Origin of the sequence: Paucisalibacillus globulus DSM 18846 (genome assembly GCF_000482485.1) — a bacterium.
Lineage (GTDB): Bacteria > Bacillota > Bacilli > Bacillales > Amphibacillaceae > Ornithinibacillus > Ornithinibacillus globulus.
In genome coordinates this window covers 208,086-223,349 of record NZ_AXVK01000001.1, presented here as the reverse complement: position 1 = coordinate 223,349, position 15,264 = coordinate 208,086, and the positions used below count along the sequence as shown (strand labels likewise).

Annotated in this window: 18 protein-coding genes and 1 tRNA gene; 8 read left to right on the top strand and 11 right to left on the bottom strand. The window is 34.6% G+C overall.

The window, feature by feature from the left end; genetic code table 11:
* Positions 1 to 20 precede the first annotated feature (20 nt).
* Positions 21 to 755 (bottom strand): DUF3784 domain-containing protein, encoded by a 735-nt coding sequence (locus K332_RS0101180; protein WP_051359309.1) that lies wholly within the window; start codon positions 753 to 755, stop codon positions 21 to 23.
* Between the two features lie 21 nt (positions 756 to 776).
* Complete coding sequence (locus K332_RS0101175; RefSeq protein ID WP_026905777.1) at positions 777 to 1,118, bottom strand: hypothetical protein; 342 nt, start codon at positions 1,116 to 1,118, stop codon at positions 777 to 779.
* Between the two features lie 653 nt (positions 1,119 to 1,771).
* On the opposite strand from K332_RS0101175, the gene K332_RS0101170 reads away from it, so the two are divergent.
* Complete coding sequence (locus K332_RS0101170; protein WP_026905776.1) at positions 1,772 to 2,635, top strand: ABC transporter permease subunit; 864 nt, start codon at positions 1,772 to 1,774, stop codon at positions 2,633 to 2,635.
* Positions 2,628 to 3,545, top strand: a complete 918-nt coding sequence (locus K332_RS0101165) for an ABC transporter permease (RefSeq protein ID WP_026905775.1) — start codon at positions 2,628 to 2,630, stop codon at positions 3,543 to 3,545. Before K332_RS0101170 ends, K332_RS0101165 begins: the two co-directional genes overlap by 8 nt.
* Positions 3,546 to 3,692: 147 nt before the next feature.
* Here K332_RS0101165 and K332_RS21780 read toward each other — a convergent pair whose 3' ends face one another.
* From K332_RS21780 to K332_RS21770, 4 genes are read right to left on the bottom strand one after another with little or no spacing between them, the layout of a single operon-like run.
* Positions 3,693 to 4,163 (bottom strand): CarD family transcriptional regulator, encoded by a 471-nt coding sequence (locus K332_RS21780; RefSeq protein WP_245604614.1) that lies wholly within the window; start codon positions 4,161 to 4,163, stop codon positions 3,693 to 3,695.
* Positions 4,163 to 4,633: an NUDIX domain-containing protein gene (locus K332_RS21775; protein ID WP_036687790.1), complete on the bottom strand. Its 471-nt coding sequence runs from the start codon at positions 4,631 to 4,633 to the stop codon at positions 4,163 to 4,165. The genes K332_RS21780 and K332_RS21775 overlap by 1 nt, the downstream gene beginning before the upstream one ends.
* Before the next feature lie 16 nt (positions 4,634 to 4,649).
* Positions 4,650 to 5,429 (bottom strand): class I SAM-dependent methyltransferase, encoded by a 780-nt coding sequence (locus K332_RS0101150; RefSeq protein WP_026905774.1) that lies wholly within the window; start codon positions 5,427 to 5,429, stop codon positions 4,650 to 4,652.
* Positions 5,413 to 6,111: an HAD family hydrolase gene (locus K332_RS21770; RefSeq protein WP_051359308.1), complete on the bottom strand. Its 699-nt coding sequence runs from the start codon at positions 6,109 to 6,111 to the stop codon at positions 5,413 to 5,415. Before K332_RS21770 ends, K332_RS0101150 begins: the two co-directional genes overlap by 17 nt.
* Before the next feature lie 150 nt (positions 6,112 to 6,261).
* Here K332_RS21770 and K332_RS0101140 point away from each other — a divergent pair, with 150 nt between their 5' ends.
* Positions 6,262 to 7,101 (top strand): alpha/beta fold hydrolase, encoded by an 840-nt coding sequence (locus tag K332_RS0101140; protein ID WP_026905773.1) that lies wholly within the window; start codon positions 6,262 to 6,264, stop codon positions 7,099 to 7,101.
* Positions 7,102 to 7,151: 50 nt separating this feature from the next.
* On the opposite strand, the gene K332_RS0101135 is transcribed toward K332_RS0101140, so the two are convergent.
* From K332_RS0101135 to K332_RS0101115, 5 genes are all read right to left on the bottom strand, one after another.
* Positions 7,152 to 7,862 carry an MOSC domain-containing protein gene (locus K332_RS0101135; RefSeq protein ID WP_036687787.1) on the bottom strand — a complete coding sequence of 237 codons (711 nt, stop codon included), beginning with the start codon at positions 7,860 to 7,862 and terminating at the stop codon, positions 7,152 to 7,154.
* A 29-nt stretch (positions 7,863 to 7,891) separates the two neighbouring features.
* Entirely contained in the window at positions 7,892 to 8,164 is a 273-nt protein-coding gene (locus tag K332_RS0101130) for a hypothetical protein (RefSeq protein WP_026905771.1), read from the bottom strand.
* Positions 8,165 to 8,392: 228 nt separating this feature from the next.
* The gene (locus tag K332_RS24135) at positions 8,393 to 8,797 is read right to left on the bottom strand and encodes a hypothetical protein (protein WP_026905770.1); all 405 of its coding nucleotides are present in this window, start codon (positions 8,795 to 8,797) and stop codon (positions 8,393 to 8,395) included.
* 255 nt (positions 8,798 to 9,052) lie between these two features.
* Positions 9,053 to 9,125 (bottom strand) — tRNA-Val (locus tag K332_RS0101120).
* 123 nt (positions 9,126 to 9,248) lie between these two features.
* Positions 9,249 to 9,617 carry a nuclear transport factor 2 family protein gene (locus K332_RS0101115; protein WP_026905769.1) on the bottom strand — a complete coding sequence of 123 codons (369 nt, stop codon included), beginning with the start codon at positions 9,615 to 9,617 and terminating at the stop codon, positions 9,249 to 9,251.
* 212 nt (positions 9,618 to 9,829) lie between these two features.
* Here K332_RS0101115 and K332_RS0101110 point away from each other — a divergent pair, with 212 nt between their 5' ends.
* The 5 genes from K332_RS0101110 (at position 9,830) to K332_RS0101090 (ending at position 15,236) form a co-directional block, all read left to right on the top strand.
* Entirely contained in the window at positions 9,830 to 11,560 is a 1,731-nt protein-coding gene (locus K332_RS0101110) for an ABC transporter ATP-binding protein (RefSeq protein WP_026905768.1), read from the top strand.
* Complete coding sequence (locus K332_RS0101105) at positions 11,550 to 13,382, top strand: ABC transporter ATP-binding protein (protein WP_026905767.1); 1,833 nt, start codon at positions 11,550 to 11,552, stop codon at positions 13,380 to 13,382. Before K332_RS0101110 ends, K332_RS0101105 begins: the two co-directional genes overlap by 11 nt.
* A 64-nt stretch (positions 13,383 to 13,446) precedes the next feature.
* Positions 13,447 to 14,178, top strand: coding sequence for an alpha/beta hydrolase (locus K332_RS0101100; RefSeq protein WP_026905766.1), 732 nt, complete (start codon positions 13,447 to 13,449; stop codon positions 14,176 to 14,178).
* Between the two features lie 117 nt (positions 14,179 to 14,295).
* Positions 14,296 to 14,814 (top strand): YjcG family protein, encoded by a 519-nt coding sequence (locus K332_RS0101095; RefSeq protein ID WP_026905765.1) that lies wholly within the window; start codon positions 14,296 to 14,298, stop codon positions 14,812 to 14,814.
* Positions 14,811 to 15,236, top strand: coding sequence for a GNAT family N-acetyltransferase (locus tag K332_RS0101090; RefSeq protein ID WP_026905764.1), 426 nt, complete (start codon positions 14,811 to 14,813; stop codon positions 15,234 to 15,236). The genes K332_RS0101095 and K332_RS0101090 overlap by 4 nt, the downstream gene beginning before the upstream one ends.
* Positions 15,237 to 15,264 lie beyond the last annotated feature (28 nt).

The window sequence follows — 15,264 nt, the reverse complement described above, 5'->3', positions numbered from 1 at the left end:
CGCCTTCTCCCCTTTAAGCCCTATAGCTCATCCATTATTCGTTCGTAAAACTCGATAGTTTCTTGTTCAGTAGGTCGATTAAGAATAACATAATCATCATTTACCCGTATATAGAGAAACGGACCTTTATCACCTGTTACAAATAACCTTCCGAACCCATATGGTTCTTCCAACTTAAATTTACCCTTTCGTGAATTTCCAGAGGAAAAACCATTTGTTTTCATTACTACTTCGGGGAGTTTCTTCAATAATTCAACATTCTCTATTCTCTCGAGAGACCATTCTATACCATACATCCCTGATATAATGAATGTGTTATTTTCTATCAAGATCTCATTATCCTGATTTCCTGCAAATGAAACACCTATAATTAGTCCAATAGTAAGTATAGCAATTATTCCATATAACCAACGATACTTTTTTCTTTTCGTTGGAAATTCAAACTTTTGCAAATACAACAGACCACCAAACGTAAAAATAATAAATAATCCCCAACCAATCTCTACTCCATAAGGAATGTGAAAGATGGGCAATACTGCTGCAATTACTAACATAAAAAAGGAATAAAGCAAAACTTTCCCTAATTTTTCAATAAAGCCATTTTGTATCAAATATTCTTGTTCTTCTTTTGGCCGATTAGAAAAACCAGATATCAAACCATATTCTTTCTTTTTTATAATGAAATAGGCTATACTGCCGTAAACAATCAATGTCCAACCCATTACAATTATGTATATAAGCATTCCTGTAGACAAAAAATCACCTCAACAAACCTATTACTTTCTTAAGAAACACATTATTCCAACGATCAGCAGTACAATACCACCTGGGATAGTTGCCTTAACAAGTGTTAATAAAGTAAGACCACTTAGAACAAAAATAATGGCTGAATGTTTTGCTTCGTATTGCACATTGTAAGCTGCTTTGAATGCAATTATACAAGCACCAATACGCAATAATCCATGCAAAAAGTCTGTAATTATTTCTTCATTCCCTGGAACCATATTAAATTGCAAATACAGTATAGTTCCGATTAAACCTAGTAAGCCACCAATTACCCCTAATGCTAATTCTGCATCTCGCGGTAATAGTCTCATTTCTACTTTTTCTTTTAACATTTAATCACTCCTAAACATTTTCTTATCTAGAAGTTCCATCTTGTTTTTACTTCATACGATTGCAATAGTAAATATGTTTCATTTAAAAGATATATTAAAATGCTGTTCTCCTAAAGTGGGTTACCCTCATCTACTCTATTGATGGAAACTGCGCAGCAATTTAAAACATGAGCCCTATCTTACTGAGGATGGACCTTATTCGAGGAAACATGAGCCCTGTCTTACTGAGCATGGGCCTGATTTGAGAAACATGAGCCCTATCTTACTGAGCATGGGCCCGATTCGAGGAAACATGGGCCCTGTCTTACTGAGCATGGGCCCGATTTAAAAAAACATGAGCCCTGTCTTACTGAGCATGGGCCCGATTTGAAAAAACATGAGCCCTGTCTTACTGAGCACGGGCCCGATTCGAGAAAACATGGGCCCTGTCTTACTGAGCACGGGCCCGATTCGAGAAAACATGGGCCCTGTCTTACTGAGCATGAGCCCGATTCGAGGAAAACTTGGGCCTAGTTACTGCGCACCTTAAACAAATTATGTAACTTGTATCAAGTTATAAAACAAAAACTTTTTTATTTTCCAACTTGACCAATTTTTCTGATAGTGGTACTTTTTACTTATCCCTAAAAGTTAATCAACAAGGATGATGAATAATGAGAATTGTCTTTTCAGTAGGCGGACTATTAGCTTTTATCTTTTTATTAGCTGCTGTTCCTTTATCCATAACAATAATCGATGGAAACCTATCTATATCCTTACAGACTATAGTAGATTTGGTAAAAAGTTATTTAAACGGACTTTTAAATGGTGATTCTTTTACTTATCAAGAAGGAAAAAGTCGTACATACAGTTTCTTAAAAGATGTATCAGCTTATTTTTTCACATCATTACGGTACCTTTTATTAGCAGGGATTCTTGCCGTTGTCATTGGAATGCTTATTTCTGCTTGGTACAGTAAATCAAAAAAAGAATGGATAAAAGATATTATAGGATTCCTTGGAACAATTCCTGATTTTATCTTAGTATTTTTTTTGCAACTGGGAGTTGTTTTTATCTATAAATCTACTGGATTAAAAATAGCAAGAGTAGCATCACTTTCTGCGGATGAAAATGCATATTTACTTCCATTAATTACATTAACAATTATTCCAGCAATTTATCTTATTCGGACTTTGTCGGAACGTACATATGATGTTCTTTCTGATGACTACATCTTAACAGCAAAAGCAAAAGGATTGAAGAAGCGTTACATACATATTCACCACGTTGTACGTAATGTACTCCCTTTTTTAAAGGCAGATTTACATAAAGTTTTAGCTATTATGATGAGCAACTTATTTATTGTGGAATATCTATTCAATATTAGAGGCTTAACCACGATTTTGTTCGGTGGAACCTTGTATCAGTTTAACCTTACTGTAAATACATTAATTGCCCTAGTGTTCCTTTACTTAATTATTTACTGGTCCATTCGATTGCTTATTCTACTGCTAGAAAGGGTGTTTGCCCATGACTAATTGGCGATTATGGGTTGGGATGATTGCTACTGGCTTGATTGTTTTCGTTGCAATTTTTGGACCCATCCTTGCTCCTTATGAAAAAGATTATGTGGAGCCTACAGGGTATTTTTATAATGGGCCTGATGATTTTGGCATTCATACTTCCCCCTATCCCCCATCAAAGGAGCATCTATTAGGAACAGACCAATGGGGATATGACATCCTCACCCTTCTACTATATGGTGCAAAATACACTGTGTTTGTAGGAGTGGGGGTAGCATTTTTAAGAATTATTATTGGTGGATCATTTGGCATTTGGTTTGGCTTAGTTGGGAAGGAAAAAAATAAAGCGGGTACTATTTTTGGATTACTGGGTAGTATTCCAGCATTTCTAATCATTTATTTTCTTTTAATAAGAATCACCATTAATTCACCGCTATCAGTTATAGAACTAGTATTATTACAATCATTTCTAATGGTCATTGTCGGATTTCCTGGAGTATATGCAGCTGTCTTCAGTAAAACAGTTGAATTGAAAAAGGAGTTGTATATTACAGCTACAAAAGCGCTTGGATCAGGAAGAATTAGGATATTATGGAAACATATTTTCCCTCATCTAAAAGGTACTCTTGTAGCAATGTTTGTAAAAGAAATTATACTAGTTCTTACATTAATTGGACAACTAGGTATTTTTAATTTGTTTCTAGGGGGAACGATTTTACGATTAGGTGGCCCGCCGGTCTATATATCAATCAGCAGAGATTGGGCAGGTCTAATTGGACAATGGCGCTCCTTCATTTACGACTATCAGTGGATTCTTTATTTTCCATTACTAGCATTTGTTCTATTATTATTTTCTTTTTATATGCTGTCACGGGGAATAGAACTGAAGCAAAAAGCAACCTTACAAAAATTCCCACATATTTAAAAAACAGCCCTTAGGCTGTTTTTTATACTATTCAATATAATTACAATCACTGCTAGTTATACGACATTCGAGATAATCAAATCATTTATTACGCTTTTTTTAACTTGCTGCTTTTAGGAGTCCCCGAACTTTAGTATCAATTTCCTGTTACGTTTTATTTAGTGCAATAGCTAGTTCTTCGAATAAATTATGTTGTGTTTTTACAAGTAGCTTTTTGTCTTGCTCTGTAAAATGTTTCTTTTCATATTCTGTTTCAATTTTTTTCCGCATTAACGTGTTAACAATTTTCGAGATTCGTGCCCGATTACCTGTTTGGATAAAATTATTATATTCCTTATTACGTTGTCTCACATCAAGTACCCATTCGATTCCTGGACCATTAAAAGATTGAATTATTTCCTTTGCCTCTTCTACATCCATAACCTTCATCATTATTTCCTTCTCATTTTGAACTGGTATATTAATACTTAACTGGGCATTCTCTATAGGATGTAACACGTAATAGGTCCTTGTTTTGCCGCCATAGGTCTTATCACTAATATCATCTAAATTAAGTTCAATATGGTCAGTGTCGCATTTCAACATTGACCATATTGAACTTTTTGCTCCTACTTCCATTACTCTTTATTGTATTCATCAATATCTTCATTTAAAGTACTTGCCCAATATAATTTTTCCATACCATTCAAATAACGATGTATTATTTTCGTTAATGGATATGGTTGTAAATTATGCTCCTCTAACTCCTCCACATGTTGCCATAAAAATTCAATATGCGATTCTTTAGATATTGGAATCTCTATGTTAAGCAAATCGTCGCATTGCACTTCAAATACTTGATTCACTTCATAGTTAACCACACCTTGTTTCATCCATTTATGTTCAATCACCCCTACAAAGGTACCAACCTTACAATCCATCCCTAGTTCCTCATTAATCTCTCTAATCAAAGCATCCTTTGCACTTTCTCCAAATTCAATATGTCCACCTGGTAGAAAAGTATTTCTGTGTCCAATGGCATGTGCTACAAGTATTGTATTGTTTTTAATAATAATTCCCCGAGCCAAATGATGAAATGGTCTATCCATCAAATCCCCCTTCCTACTACACTTTTATACGAATAATATAGCGTGAAAATGTTATAGGTAGTCCTTTGTGTGAAGCATTTGCCTCAAATATTTTTAAGATTTGATCCATATTTTTCCCTTCAACCATCTCATAAACAGTTTCTTTTTGACCAAAGCAACACAATTTAATAACATCAATCGGTGACTGCAAAAATTCTATACTATTAATTGATTCTATTTCAGCCTTAGCAAAATTACTATTCTTTAATCTATCATTCAATACATCAATGATTTGTATTGTTGATTTTTGGAACAAATTAGGAAACCATTGTAGCAACTCCACTCCTGACTCATCACCCGGATGTAATCCTAGTATAGTACAACCTTTTTTAACTACGCGATTCACAAGAGGGTAGGCTGATGTAGGTCCTTTTCGAATGTAGGCGCAATCAAATTGATCCATTTCAAAGGGTAAGCCATCTTTCAAATCTCCAACTACAAAAGAAACGTTTTCCTTTTTATTCCTATTACCCGCTTCAACAAATTGTTGTGTTATATCAAATCCTACAATTTCTTTCGCGGTCTCACTACATTCGATAGCAAAATCTCCATGACCACATCCGATATCCAATACTTTTTTGTCGTGAACCATCCTTAATACTTCATTATCAAATATGGATTCTCCATTAGGCTTTTCTAAAATAGAATTCCATGGATAAAGGTACTTTCCATGAAGCGAAGCAAGTTGTTGATACCATTCCAATGAGTGTGGTTTTAACCAATCCGGATGTAGAGATGGATCAATCAATTTCTTCATTAGTAGTTGATCCCTTCGCTATTAAATCCAATACCTGCATTGGATTTTCTAGCTTAGGAAATTCGGTAATCCTCTCACTGATATAAGCAGGTAAGAACCATACCGCCTGGAAAGATTGCATTCCTACCATAGATGCCCCACGCAACTCATTTGATCCACCGTCACCAATAAAGAGACATGACTCAGGTGAAACTTTTAGATTTTGGCACGCAGTCAAATAAATCTCCGCATTAGGCTTTGCTTGTTTTACTTTGTATGAAAAAATAACATCATCAAATAATTTGGCTAATCTAGAATCCTTAAACCCTATTACTTCTTCAGGTGTGCAATTACTTATTAAACCAATCTTTACATTCCTCTTCCTTAAGGCTTGCAGCATGTTGATTATTTTAGAATCTATTTCCTGGAATGGTTTTAACTTTGTACTAACTCTTTGTTGATGTACTTCTTCAATCACCTGTTCATCAACGGATTTCCCTAAGGATGTTACAATCTCTCTCAGTACAGTTTGATGGTCTGGGTATGTCCCATCCATTCTTTTTTCTACTCTTTTTGCCCACTCCACTTTATATTCTTTTTCGTTTATACCTAATGGGGCAATTGAATATGTTGCTTTTTTTTGGTTATCCTCCCACTCCGTAATAAGTGTTTCATACAAATCAAATAAGACAGCCTGAATCAAATCATAAGCCTCCCTTAATTATTTTATATGGTAATTCCCCATATTTTCTATTTACCTATCATACATATAGGAATAAGATAAAATGAAATTTATTATTTTTACACTATAATTTCACAATACAATTCTATCATGATAAATGGAGGGCTAACGATGGCACTTGCACAGTATGTAAATATAAATACTCGAAGTATCCATATAAATATTATCGGAAAAGGTGAGCCGATTATTTTCCTACACGGAGGTCCTGGTAGTGAACATCGTTTTTTTCTCCCATATGTCTTACCTTTGTCTAAAAAATATAAAATAGTTTTATATGATCAGCATGGTTGTGGTAAGTCAGATCCGATTGAAAATGACAAATATTCTATGCAAAACGAAGTAAATACATTAGAGTCATTAAGAATTCAATTGCAACTTGAAAAAATGAATCTTTTTGGAGAATCATGGGGAAGTATGCTTGCACTGCTATATGCTACAACATATCCAGAAAGAGTTAATAAACTATTTTTAACAGCCGTCATTGGTATAAACCAGAAAGGATTTAAAGTATTCGAAAAAGCATTGTTAAGAAAAATATCCATAAAGGACAAAATAAACTTAGTAACCACAGATAGAAAAGTAAAGAAAGGTACGGCTTCTATTGAAGATATATTAGACATTGTAGATCCATACTACGTTTATTCTAAAGAATCATTACATGGGAAAATAAAAACTAGAATGAACCATACAGTCAATCACATAATGATTGAAGATATTGAGAAAAATTATGATTTATCTAATAAAGTAGATAGGTTGGCACGTATACCAATCACAGTTGCACAAGGAAGTCATGATATCCTCCCACCTTCTTTGATAAATGAATTATTTATCAACTACATACCACATGCAGAATTACATGAAATTAAAAACTGTGGGCATTGGACGATTGTAGAGAAACCGGATGAAATTAATTTAATGGCTGAACAGTTTTTTAGTAATGAATCATCTTAGAAACACATGAAAAGAATGGCTTGGTTACTCAAGCTGTTCTTTTATGGTGGTTACACCTTATTTGGCCCAAACACCCGATTTCCAGAAGTTGATTCCTTTCCTTTCAATCGTTTATGTAGTGTCTGCTTCCAATTTTCTGCTAGTGCTTCACAAGCAGCTAACTCTACTGCTAGATTTAGATCATCCTTTTTTTCATACATCACTTCATTACATTTTGCAATTGTCCATTCAGGAAAAGCTCGTTGTAATAAAATCAATTCTTCTCCACCTTGAACAAACCCTTCCTCTAACACTCGAAAATACCACCCCGTTCTACCTGAATTCTGAATTTGCAATGCAAGGTCCATCGTCCGAAAACGACGAGCTGGTTTCCAGCAAGGCCTGCGTGGTTGAGAAACCTGGATAATCGCCTCACCGAATTGATATGAATCCCCTATACAAACAGAATTTTCATCCATATTCTCAACAACTAGATTTTCACCAAATCCACCAAAATCTATTGCTTCAATATGTTGTTTATTCTTCCAAAAATCATAATGCATTGCTGAGTATGTGAAAATTGCCTTCTCCGGTCCACCATGATTTTTCTTATCTGCAACCTCGTCACCTACTAACCCAGTTTTACTAAGCCAGATTTTTTCGTTTGTTCCTTTTTTAAACATACCACTTTCCCATACTCGGTCCATTGCATTCTTTGCACCAGGGTCTCCAATCTGCTTCACTTTTCCAACAAATAGTTGTTTTACATTTGGTAAACTCATCGTAATATCTCCTTGTACATTAATGATTTTCAACTTAGAAAATAACTTAAAATATATGGACTAACAAGTAGTAAACATGAAACAGCTATGAGTGTAGTTGACACAGTTCTGGGTAGCTTTTTACTTCCTATGCCAGAAATTGGATCACTTTTTCTATGCCCAGGCAAAATACCTTTTCCATCCATGATGATGGGTGGGACATTATTCTGATTAAATAGTGTGATTTTAATTGTGCCTTCCTTGTCGACAATATTAAGTTTTTCAACATGTAGTTCAGTAAATTTCTGATTACTGTTTGGCATTTCTTTCCCCTCTTTTATTAAACATAAGTTTTCTAATAATATATTACCATAAAATTTTCAAACAATTTAGTCTAACAGTAAAAAGCAAGAAATTTTTCCAAAAAGAATAAGAACTGGTACCTCCCAGACATTAAAACGGGTCAATTAGGAAATGTCCCTATTTGACCCGTTTTTATTAATTGATTGCTTTTGTTCTGCTTGTAAAGTATAGACTGATAATACCTGCTGCTAGAATGATTGTTCCAAGAAATATGAGGTTGTAGATATTAGTCGCTGTGTTTGGTAATTTAGCACCTGTAACTTCCGAATTTCCATCAGTAGAGGTGCTAGTTTCTGTTTTAGCATTATCAGCAGCAGATTCTTTACCACCGTCTGCTCCTTTACCTTCTCCCACTCCAGCTGTTTCATCATCAGAACCAGTATTGTTATCTTCATTTCCTTCATTATCAGAACCAGTGTCCCCATCTTCGTACCTTCTTCTTTACCTGGTTCTTCCTCTTTAGGATCCTCTATACTGTCACGATTATCAATGAAATCTTCGTGATAAACTTGTACTCCTTCTTTAGATAATCTTTCTAAAAGCTCATAATCATCGTTCGATAACTGAACTCCGTATAAATACACTTCTTCCAAGTTCGGTAACTCACCTAGTGCACTAACACCTTTAATTGGGTTATCATTTAGATATAAATAGACTATTTCCTTTAATTGTAAGTGAGAGGTTAGGACACAGCAAAATTTCAGTTACTTTAGACACATACTCACACGTGTTACCAGATATGCAAAAACAAACTGCTGAGAATTTCTCTAATTTCCTACGTGGTCAAAATGTGGTCAAAACAGATAAATAGAAAAGTACCAAGAGCCTTAAACCCTTGGTACTACTAGTGATTCCGATTGGGCTCGAACCAACGACCTCTACCCTGTCAAGGTAGCGCTCTCCCTGCTGAGCTACGGAATCATTATGTCATGCGATTATTTAATTCTAATTATATGAAAGCAAATAATTAATGTCAATCAAAACTTATTACCACTACCCTGACCAAGAAGTACTTTAGAATCTCGCCCATCACATTTCTAAAGGTCAACTAATATTTGTATTTTGATCCAAAAGTAAGAGCCAGTTTCCGTCCACGTTTTCAAATAACAACTGTAAATAATAATCGAAATGATAGGAATTTGCATTCTCATCAAGATCATCGTAATGAATTTTTAAAAGGACTGAAGCTAAATCCGATGATACAATAGATTTCACAACTTTAAAGTCTATACTCCAATCATCATCAGCAAACCATTCCTTGTGGAAACGGATAAACTCCTTTCTGTCTTGAATCATTCGACCATTACCTAATATTAATGTAATAGAATCAGGATGAATGGTAGATTCAAATTCCTCCATATTTTTTTGCATAATGGAATTCATATGTTTATCAAATGTTTCGTAAAATGACATTTTATTTCCCCCAATTTTAAAGTCTAGTATATAACTAATATCACTCTAATAAACTATATGTTAATTTCCTTCCTACTATTTCATCATACAAATTTCATTCGAAACACGAAATAAATCCTTGGAACTAAACTTGTTTATCTATTATAATAAAATAGCATTATATTTTCCATATTGAAAAAATTCATATTTTCGACAACGGGGGTAAAATTCATTTGAAAACAGTATTTTCCTTTTTAAAGCCATACAAATTGCCTGCATTTGTTGCCTTTTTCCTCATGCTCATCGAACTTGCTGTCGAGCTACTTCTTCCATTTTTCTTAGGGAAAATGATTGATAATGGGGTTATGAATGGTGACTTAAATAATATAGTCATGTGGGGTAGCATCATGATTGGTTTAGCATTTTTCTCATTTATTTCTGGAATTATTAATTCCTTTTATGCTTCCCATGTAAGCTGGGGTTTCGCTCATGATATTCGCGAAAGATTATTTCGTAAAATACAAGAATTTTCATTTGCAAATTTAAATCATCACCCAACATCACATCTGATGACATTATTTACAAACGATGTTAGACAAATCCAAAACACTATTTTCATGGGACTACGAATAATGGCTAAGGCACCACTGATTGCACTAGGCGGAGTCATCATGGCTTTTGTTGTTAATCCAAGACTTGCTATTATTTTCTTAATTACAGTTCCAATTCTTCTAGTTTTCTTACTATGGGTTCTAAAGATAGCTTCCAAAATGTTTAATAAAGTTCAAAAAAGCATTGATAATGTTAACCGTGTCATGCAGGAGAACCTTGCAGGAATGCGATTGATCAAAGCCTTTTTTAGGCGGGATTACGAAGAAGAACGTTTTACAGATGCAAATACGAACTTAAGGAATAATACAAGGTTTACATTCCGCTTCATCGAGGCATCGATGCCTATACTATTATTCGTCATGAACTTAAGTATAATCGCCATTCTCTGGGTTGGTAATACGCAATCTATTTCTGGTACTGCTGAAGTTGGAGATGTTGTTGCAATACTTAACTATGCAATGCGTGTTGCCATGGCAATTTCAATGTTCTCATTCATTATCATGGCACTTTCGCGTACTAAAGCATCCGCAGAAAGAATTAGTGAAGTTCTGGTGGAAGAAGTTGATTTATTGGACTCAAAAGATTCTGATGCAAAACAAAAAATCACACATGGTAAAGTAGAATTTAAAGACGTATCTTTCCGATACCCAACTTCTGATGGTCCTGTACTTAGCAATATTTCCTTCACCGTAAATCCCGGTGAAAAACTTGCCATCATCGGAGCAACAGGTTCTGGAAAATCATCTTTATTCCAACTCATCCCAAGATTATATGATGTTACTGATGGAGAAATTTATATTGACGAAAGACCAATCTCTTCTTATAAATTAGATTCACTACGTAATGCAATCGGATATGCGCCGCAGACTCCTTTACTTTTCAGTGGACCAATCATCGAAAATATTTCTTGGGGTAAAGATAATGCATCGAAGCAAGAAATACTAAATGCAGCAAAAGACGCACAAATTCACGATACGATTATGGATTTACCGAACCAATATCAAACCCAAATTGGGCAAAAAGGTGTTAACCTCTCTGGTGGACAAAAACAACGTATTTCGATTGCTAGAGCATTAATTCGTAAACCTAAAATTCTAATGCTTGATGATAGTACTAGTGCACTTGATTTGGCAACAGAAGCAAAATTGCTCACAGCCATTCAAGATGACTTAAATACAATGTTTATTATTACACAAAAGGTTTCTACAGCTATGAATGCCGATCGAATTCTACTATTAGATGAAGGTAAAATGTTACACATTGGTACACATGAGGATTTACTAAAGGATTCCGAATTGTACCAAAGAATTGTGGAATCTCAGTTTGGAAAGGAGTATCCAAATGTCCGTTAAACAACAGCTAAAAGCTCCCTTTCAATATGAAAAAATACCGATTGAAAATATTTCCGAGGAAGTAACGAAAAAACGTGCCTCCAACACGGTTGGAACAATTAAACGAATTTGGTCGTATCTTGCAAAAGAAAAAGCTAAATTGTGGCTTGTTGTTTTAATGGTACTCATTAGCTCGGCTATGAGCTTACTTGGACCGTTTATGGTCGGGATGGCAATTGATAATTTTATTGTAGATAAGGAATTATCTGGTTTTGGAATGTTGGTAATCGGACTTGTTTTCGTTTATCTGTTGAATTCCCTTTCCATCTTTCTACAAAGTTTCTGGATGATAGGTATTGCACAAAATACGGTGTATGATTTGCGTTCTGAGCTTTTCCATAAATTCCATCGTTTGCCAATTGCCTATTTTGATAAAAGACAGCACGGAGAATTAATGAGTCGGATCACAAATGACATCGATAATGTCAATAACACGTTAAACCAGTCTGTAATCCAAGTTTTTTCCAGTGTAATAACACTAATTGGAACGATTGGTGTAATGATTTATCTTAGTCCAATATTAACGGTTGTGACTATGTCTATTGTACCTGTAATGTTCTTAGCAACTCGTTGGATTACAAGGAGAACCGGTCCATTATATAAGTTACAACAAAATCGACTTGGTGAACTTAATGGATATGTTGAAGAAATCGTGTCTGGACAACATGTTGTAAAAACTTATTCCCAAGAGGAACGTGTCACCAAAGAATTTGAAGTAAAAAATAAAGATTTAAATCAATCTGGTTTCTGGTCATTAACCATTGCTGGTTTTATACCTAAAGTGATGAACATGTTGAACTTCCTGAGTTTCGGAATGATTGCCCTTGTTGGTGGAATCTTAACTATTAATACAACACTTGTTACAGTTGGAACGATCGTAATTTTCACTGAATACGCTCGTCAGTTTACTCGCCCATTAAATGAACTATCCAACCAATTCAATCTTCTCCTGTCAGCTGTTGCTGGTGCCGAGCGCGTTTTTAATGTAATGGATGAAGTTGAAGAGGAATTAGATGAAGGAAAAGCTATGGATCTTCTAAAAACTAAAGGACATCTCAAATTTGAAAATGTATCTTTTGGTTATGAAGATGAACTAATTTTAAATAAAATTAACTTTGAGGCAAAACCAGGAGAGTCCGTAGCCTTTGTCGGGCATACTGGTGCAGGTAAAACGACTATCATTAATTTAATTTCTCGATTCTATAATTACGAAAGTGGGAAAATTACACTTGATGGAATTGATCTAAAGAATATCACTAGGTCTAGTTTAAGGTCCCATATGGCGTTCGTTTTACAAGATTCCTTCTTATTTCATAATACAATTAGGGAAAACATCCGATATGGTCGTTTAAATGCAACTGATGAAGAAGTTATAGAAGCTGCTATGAAAGCCAATGCCCATGACTTTATCGAACAATTACCAGAGGGATACGATACCATTTTAGACCAAGATGGTAGTGGAATCAGTCAGGGACAAAAGCAATTATTAACAATTGCACGTGCATTTATTGCAGAACCAACTATCCTTGTACTTGATGAAGCAACAAGTAACATTGATACAATAACCGAATTAAAAATCCAAGAAGCATTAAGTGAGTTAATGAGGGGCAGAACAAGTTTCATCATTGCTCACCGATTAAACACCATTCAAGAAGCTGATCAAATTGTGATGTTAGAACACGGGCAAATCTTAGAAAAAGGGAATCATGATGAACTACTAGAACGAAAAGAAAACTATTATAACCTTTACAAAGGCCAAATTCGTGAAGTAGTTGGTAGTTAAGGTTACAACTTAAGGGCTTTCATGATAAAATAGGAATAGGTAATTTGCTGATGAGGTGAATCGATTGGCCAGAAAAGGAAAAATGCAAGAGCATATAATAAACAGCGTTTATCTTGAAGAAAATATGACACTAAAAATTTATCAACCTGAAACTTTTTCACCCTTGTATAAGTATCATATTTGCATTATGCAGGATGGAAATGATTACTATCAGATGGGGCGTGTGGCAACATTTAGTGATCAACTTCATGATGATGCTGAAATTGAAAATACAATTTTCATTGGCATTCATTATAAGGACCGATACGATCGCTTAAAAAAATACCATCCATCTGGAGAACAATATGAAGCATATTCAAAGTTTTTAATGAAAGAGGTTGTACCCTATTTGGACGATATCCTCCCTACCTATCATATGGGTGGTACACGTGCCTTAATGGGAGACTCATTAGCGGGTACGCTAGCCTTAACAATGGCCATTAAATATCCAAATACATTTGGTAAGGTAATTATTCAGTCCCCACTTGTTGATGAAATGGTATTAGAAGCAGTTAAAAATACATCTAAAATTCATGCTCTCGATATATACCATACTATTGGTACTTCAGAGACTAACGTGGATACAACAAAGGGTCTGAAAGTGGATTTCTTAACTCCAAACAGAGAACTAAAGGAAGTACTAGAACAAAAGAGATTAACCTATCATTATAAAGAAATTCAAGACGGTGAGCATACGTGGAAGTACTGGCAAAATGATATGGTAAATGCTTTAAAAACAATCTTTGGTGACCATTAGTTTTAGTAATCATTTAAATAGGGAATAAAACACTTTAACTATTATAATTTTTGTTATAAATTAAGAGAAACCATAAAACCATAATACTTAAACGATAAAATAATAGGAGGTTCTAGCATGAAATACGGAATCGCAATTTTCCCATCAAAAAAAATTCAAGATGAAGCTAATTCTTATCGTAAACGTTATGACCCGCATTATCCTTTAATTCCACCCCATATCACATTGAAGGAAGCCTTCGTTGCTGATGATGATATGATAGAGGAATTGATTCCAGAATTAAAACGAATTGCAAATGAAACAGAACCACTGACAATACGTATTAATAAGGCTAGTTCATTTGTACCTGTAACAAATACGATTTACTTAAAAGTGGAGCCAAACGAAAAGTTAACCGAACTATATGAAAAGCTTCATGAAGGAAAGTTTCCACAAAATAAGAAATTTGCATTTGTTCCGCATATTACGATTGGGCAAAAATTATTGGACGATGAGTATTCTGATGTCTTTGGTCGAATGAAGATGAGAAGTTTTCAATATGAAGAAGAAGTAGATCGTTTCCAGCTTCTATATCAATTAGAAAACGGTTCTTGGACTGTTTACGAATCATTTGTTTTCGGTCAGGAACTATTATGAAAATAAAGATTGTAGAAACACCTGAAGAAAAGGAACATGCGTATCAAGTTCGTACGATTGTATTTGTTGAGGAACAAAAAGTTCCCATAGAAGAAGAAATTGACCGCCATGACGAAACTGCCATTCATTTTGTTGGATATAAGGATAACATTCCAATTACAGCCAGTCGTCTACGATTTGTAGAAGAATATGGCAAGTTGGAACGTATCTGTGTTTTAAAGGAATACCGTGGAAAGTCGTTTGGTAAAGAACTTATTCTAGCAATGGAAAATATTATTAGAGAAAAAGGCTTTAACAAGGCAAAATTAAATGCTCAAACACATGCCGAGAATTTTTATAAAAAATTGGGATATATATCTGTTTCAGGCGAATTCCTTGATGCAGGTATCCCCCACGTAACGATGATAAAAGAAATAATGTAGACAGTCCTTTGTTCGGACTGTCTTTTTT

Coding starts and splice junctions, on each gene's coding strand:
- K332_RS21775 (WP_036687790.1), bottom strand. CDS start 4,633: ATGGATAGACCATTTCATCATTTGGCTCGGGGAATTATTATTAAAAAC.
- K332_RS0101130 (WP_026905771.1), bottom strand. CDS start 8,164: ATGCCAAACAGTAATCAGAAATTTACTGAACTACATGTTGAAAAACTT.
- K332_RS21780 (WP_245604614.1), bottom strand. CDS start 4,163: ATGGAAGTAGGAGCAAAAAGTTCAATATGGTCAATGTTGAAATGCGAC.
- K332_RS0101150 (WP_026905774.1), bottom strand. CDS start 5,429: ATGAAGAAATTGATTGATCCATCTCTACATCCGGATTGGTTAAAACCA.
- K332_RS0101140 (WP_026905773.1), top strand. CDS start 6,262: ATGGCACTTGCACAGTATGTAAATATAAATACTCGAAGTATCCATATA.
- K332_RS0101105 (WP_026905767.1), top strand. CDS start 11,550: ATGTCCGTTAAACAACAGCTAAAAGCTCCCTTTCAATATGAAAAAATA.
- K332_RS0101115 (WP_026905769.1), bottom strand. CDS start 9,617: ATGTCATTTTACGAAACATTTGATAAACATATGAATTCCATTATGCAA.
- K332_RS0101135 (WP_036687787.1), bottom strand. CDS start 7,862: ATGAGTTTACCAAATGTAAAACAACTATTTGTTGGAAAAGTGAAGCAG.
- K332_RS0101090 (WP_026905764.1), top strand. CDS start 14,811: ATGAAAATAAAGATTGTAGAAACACCTGAAGAAAAGGAACATGCGTAT.
- K332_RS0101095 (WP_026905765.1), top strand. CDS start 14,296: ATGAAATACGGAATCGCAATTTTCCCATCAAAAAAAATTCAAGATGAA.
- K332_RS0101170 (WP_026905776.1), top strand. CDS start 1,772: ATGAGAATTGTCTTTTCAGTAGGCGGACTATTAGCTTTTATCTTTTTA.
- K332_RS0101175 (WP_026905777.1), bottom strand. CDS start 1,118: ATGTTAAAAGAAAAAGTAGAAATGAGACTATTACCGCGAGATGCAGAA.
- K332_RS0101165 (WP_026905775.1), top strand. CDS start 2,628: ATGACTAATTGGCGATTATGGGTTGGGATGATTGCTACTGGCTTGATT.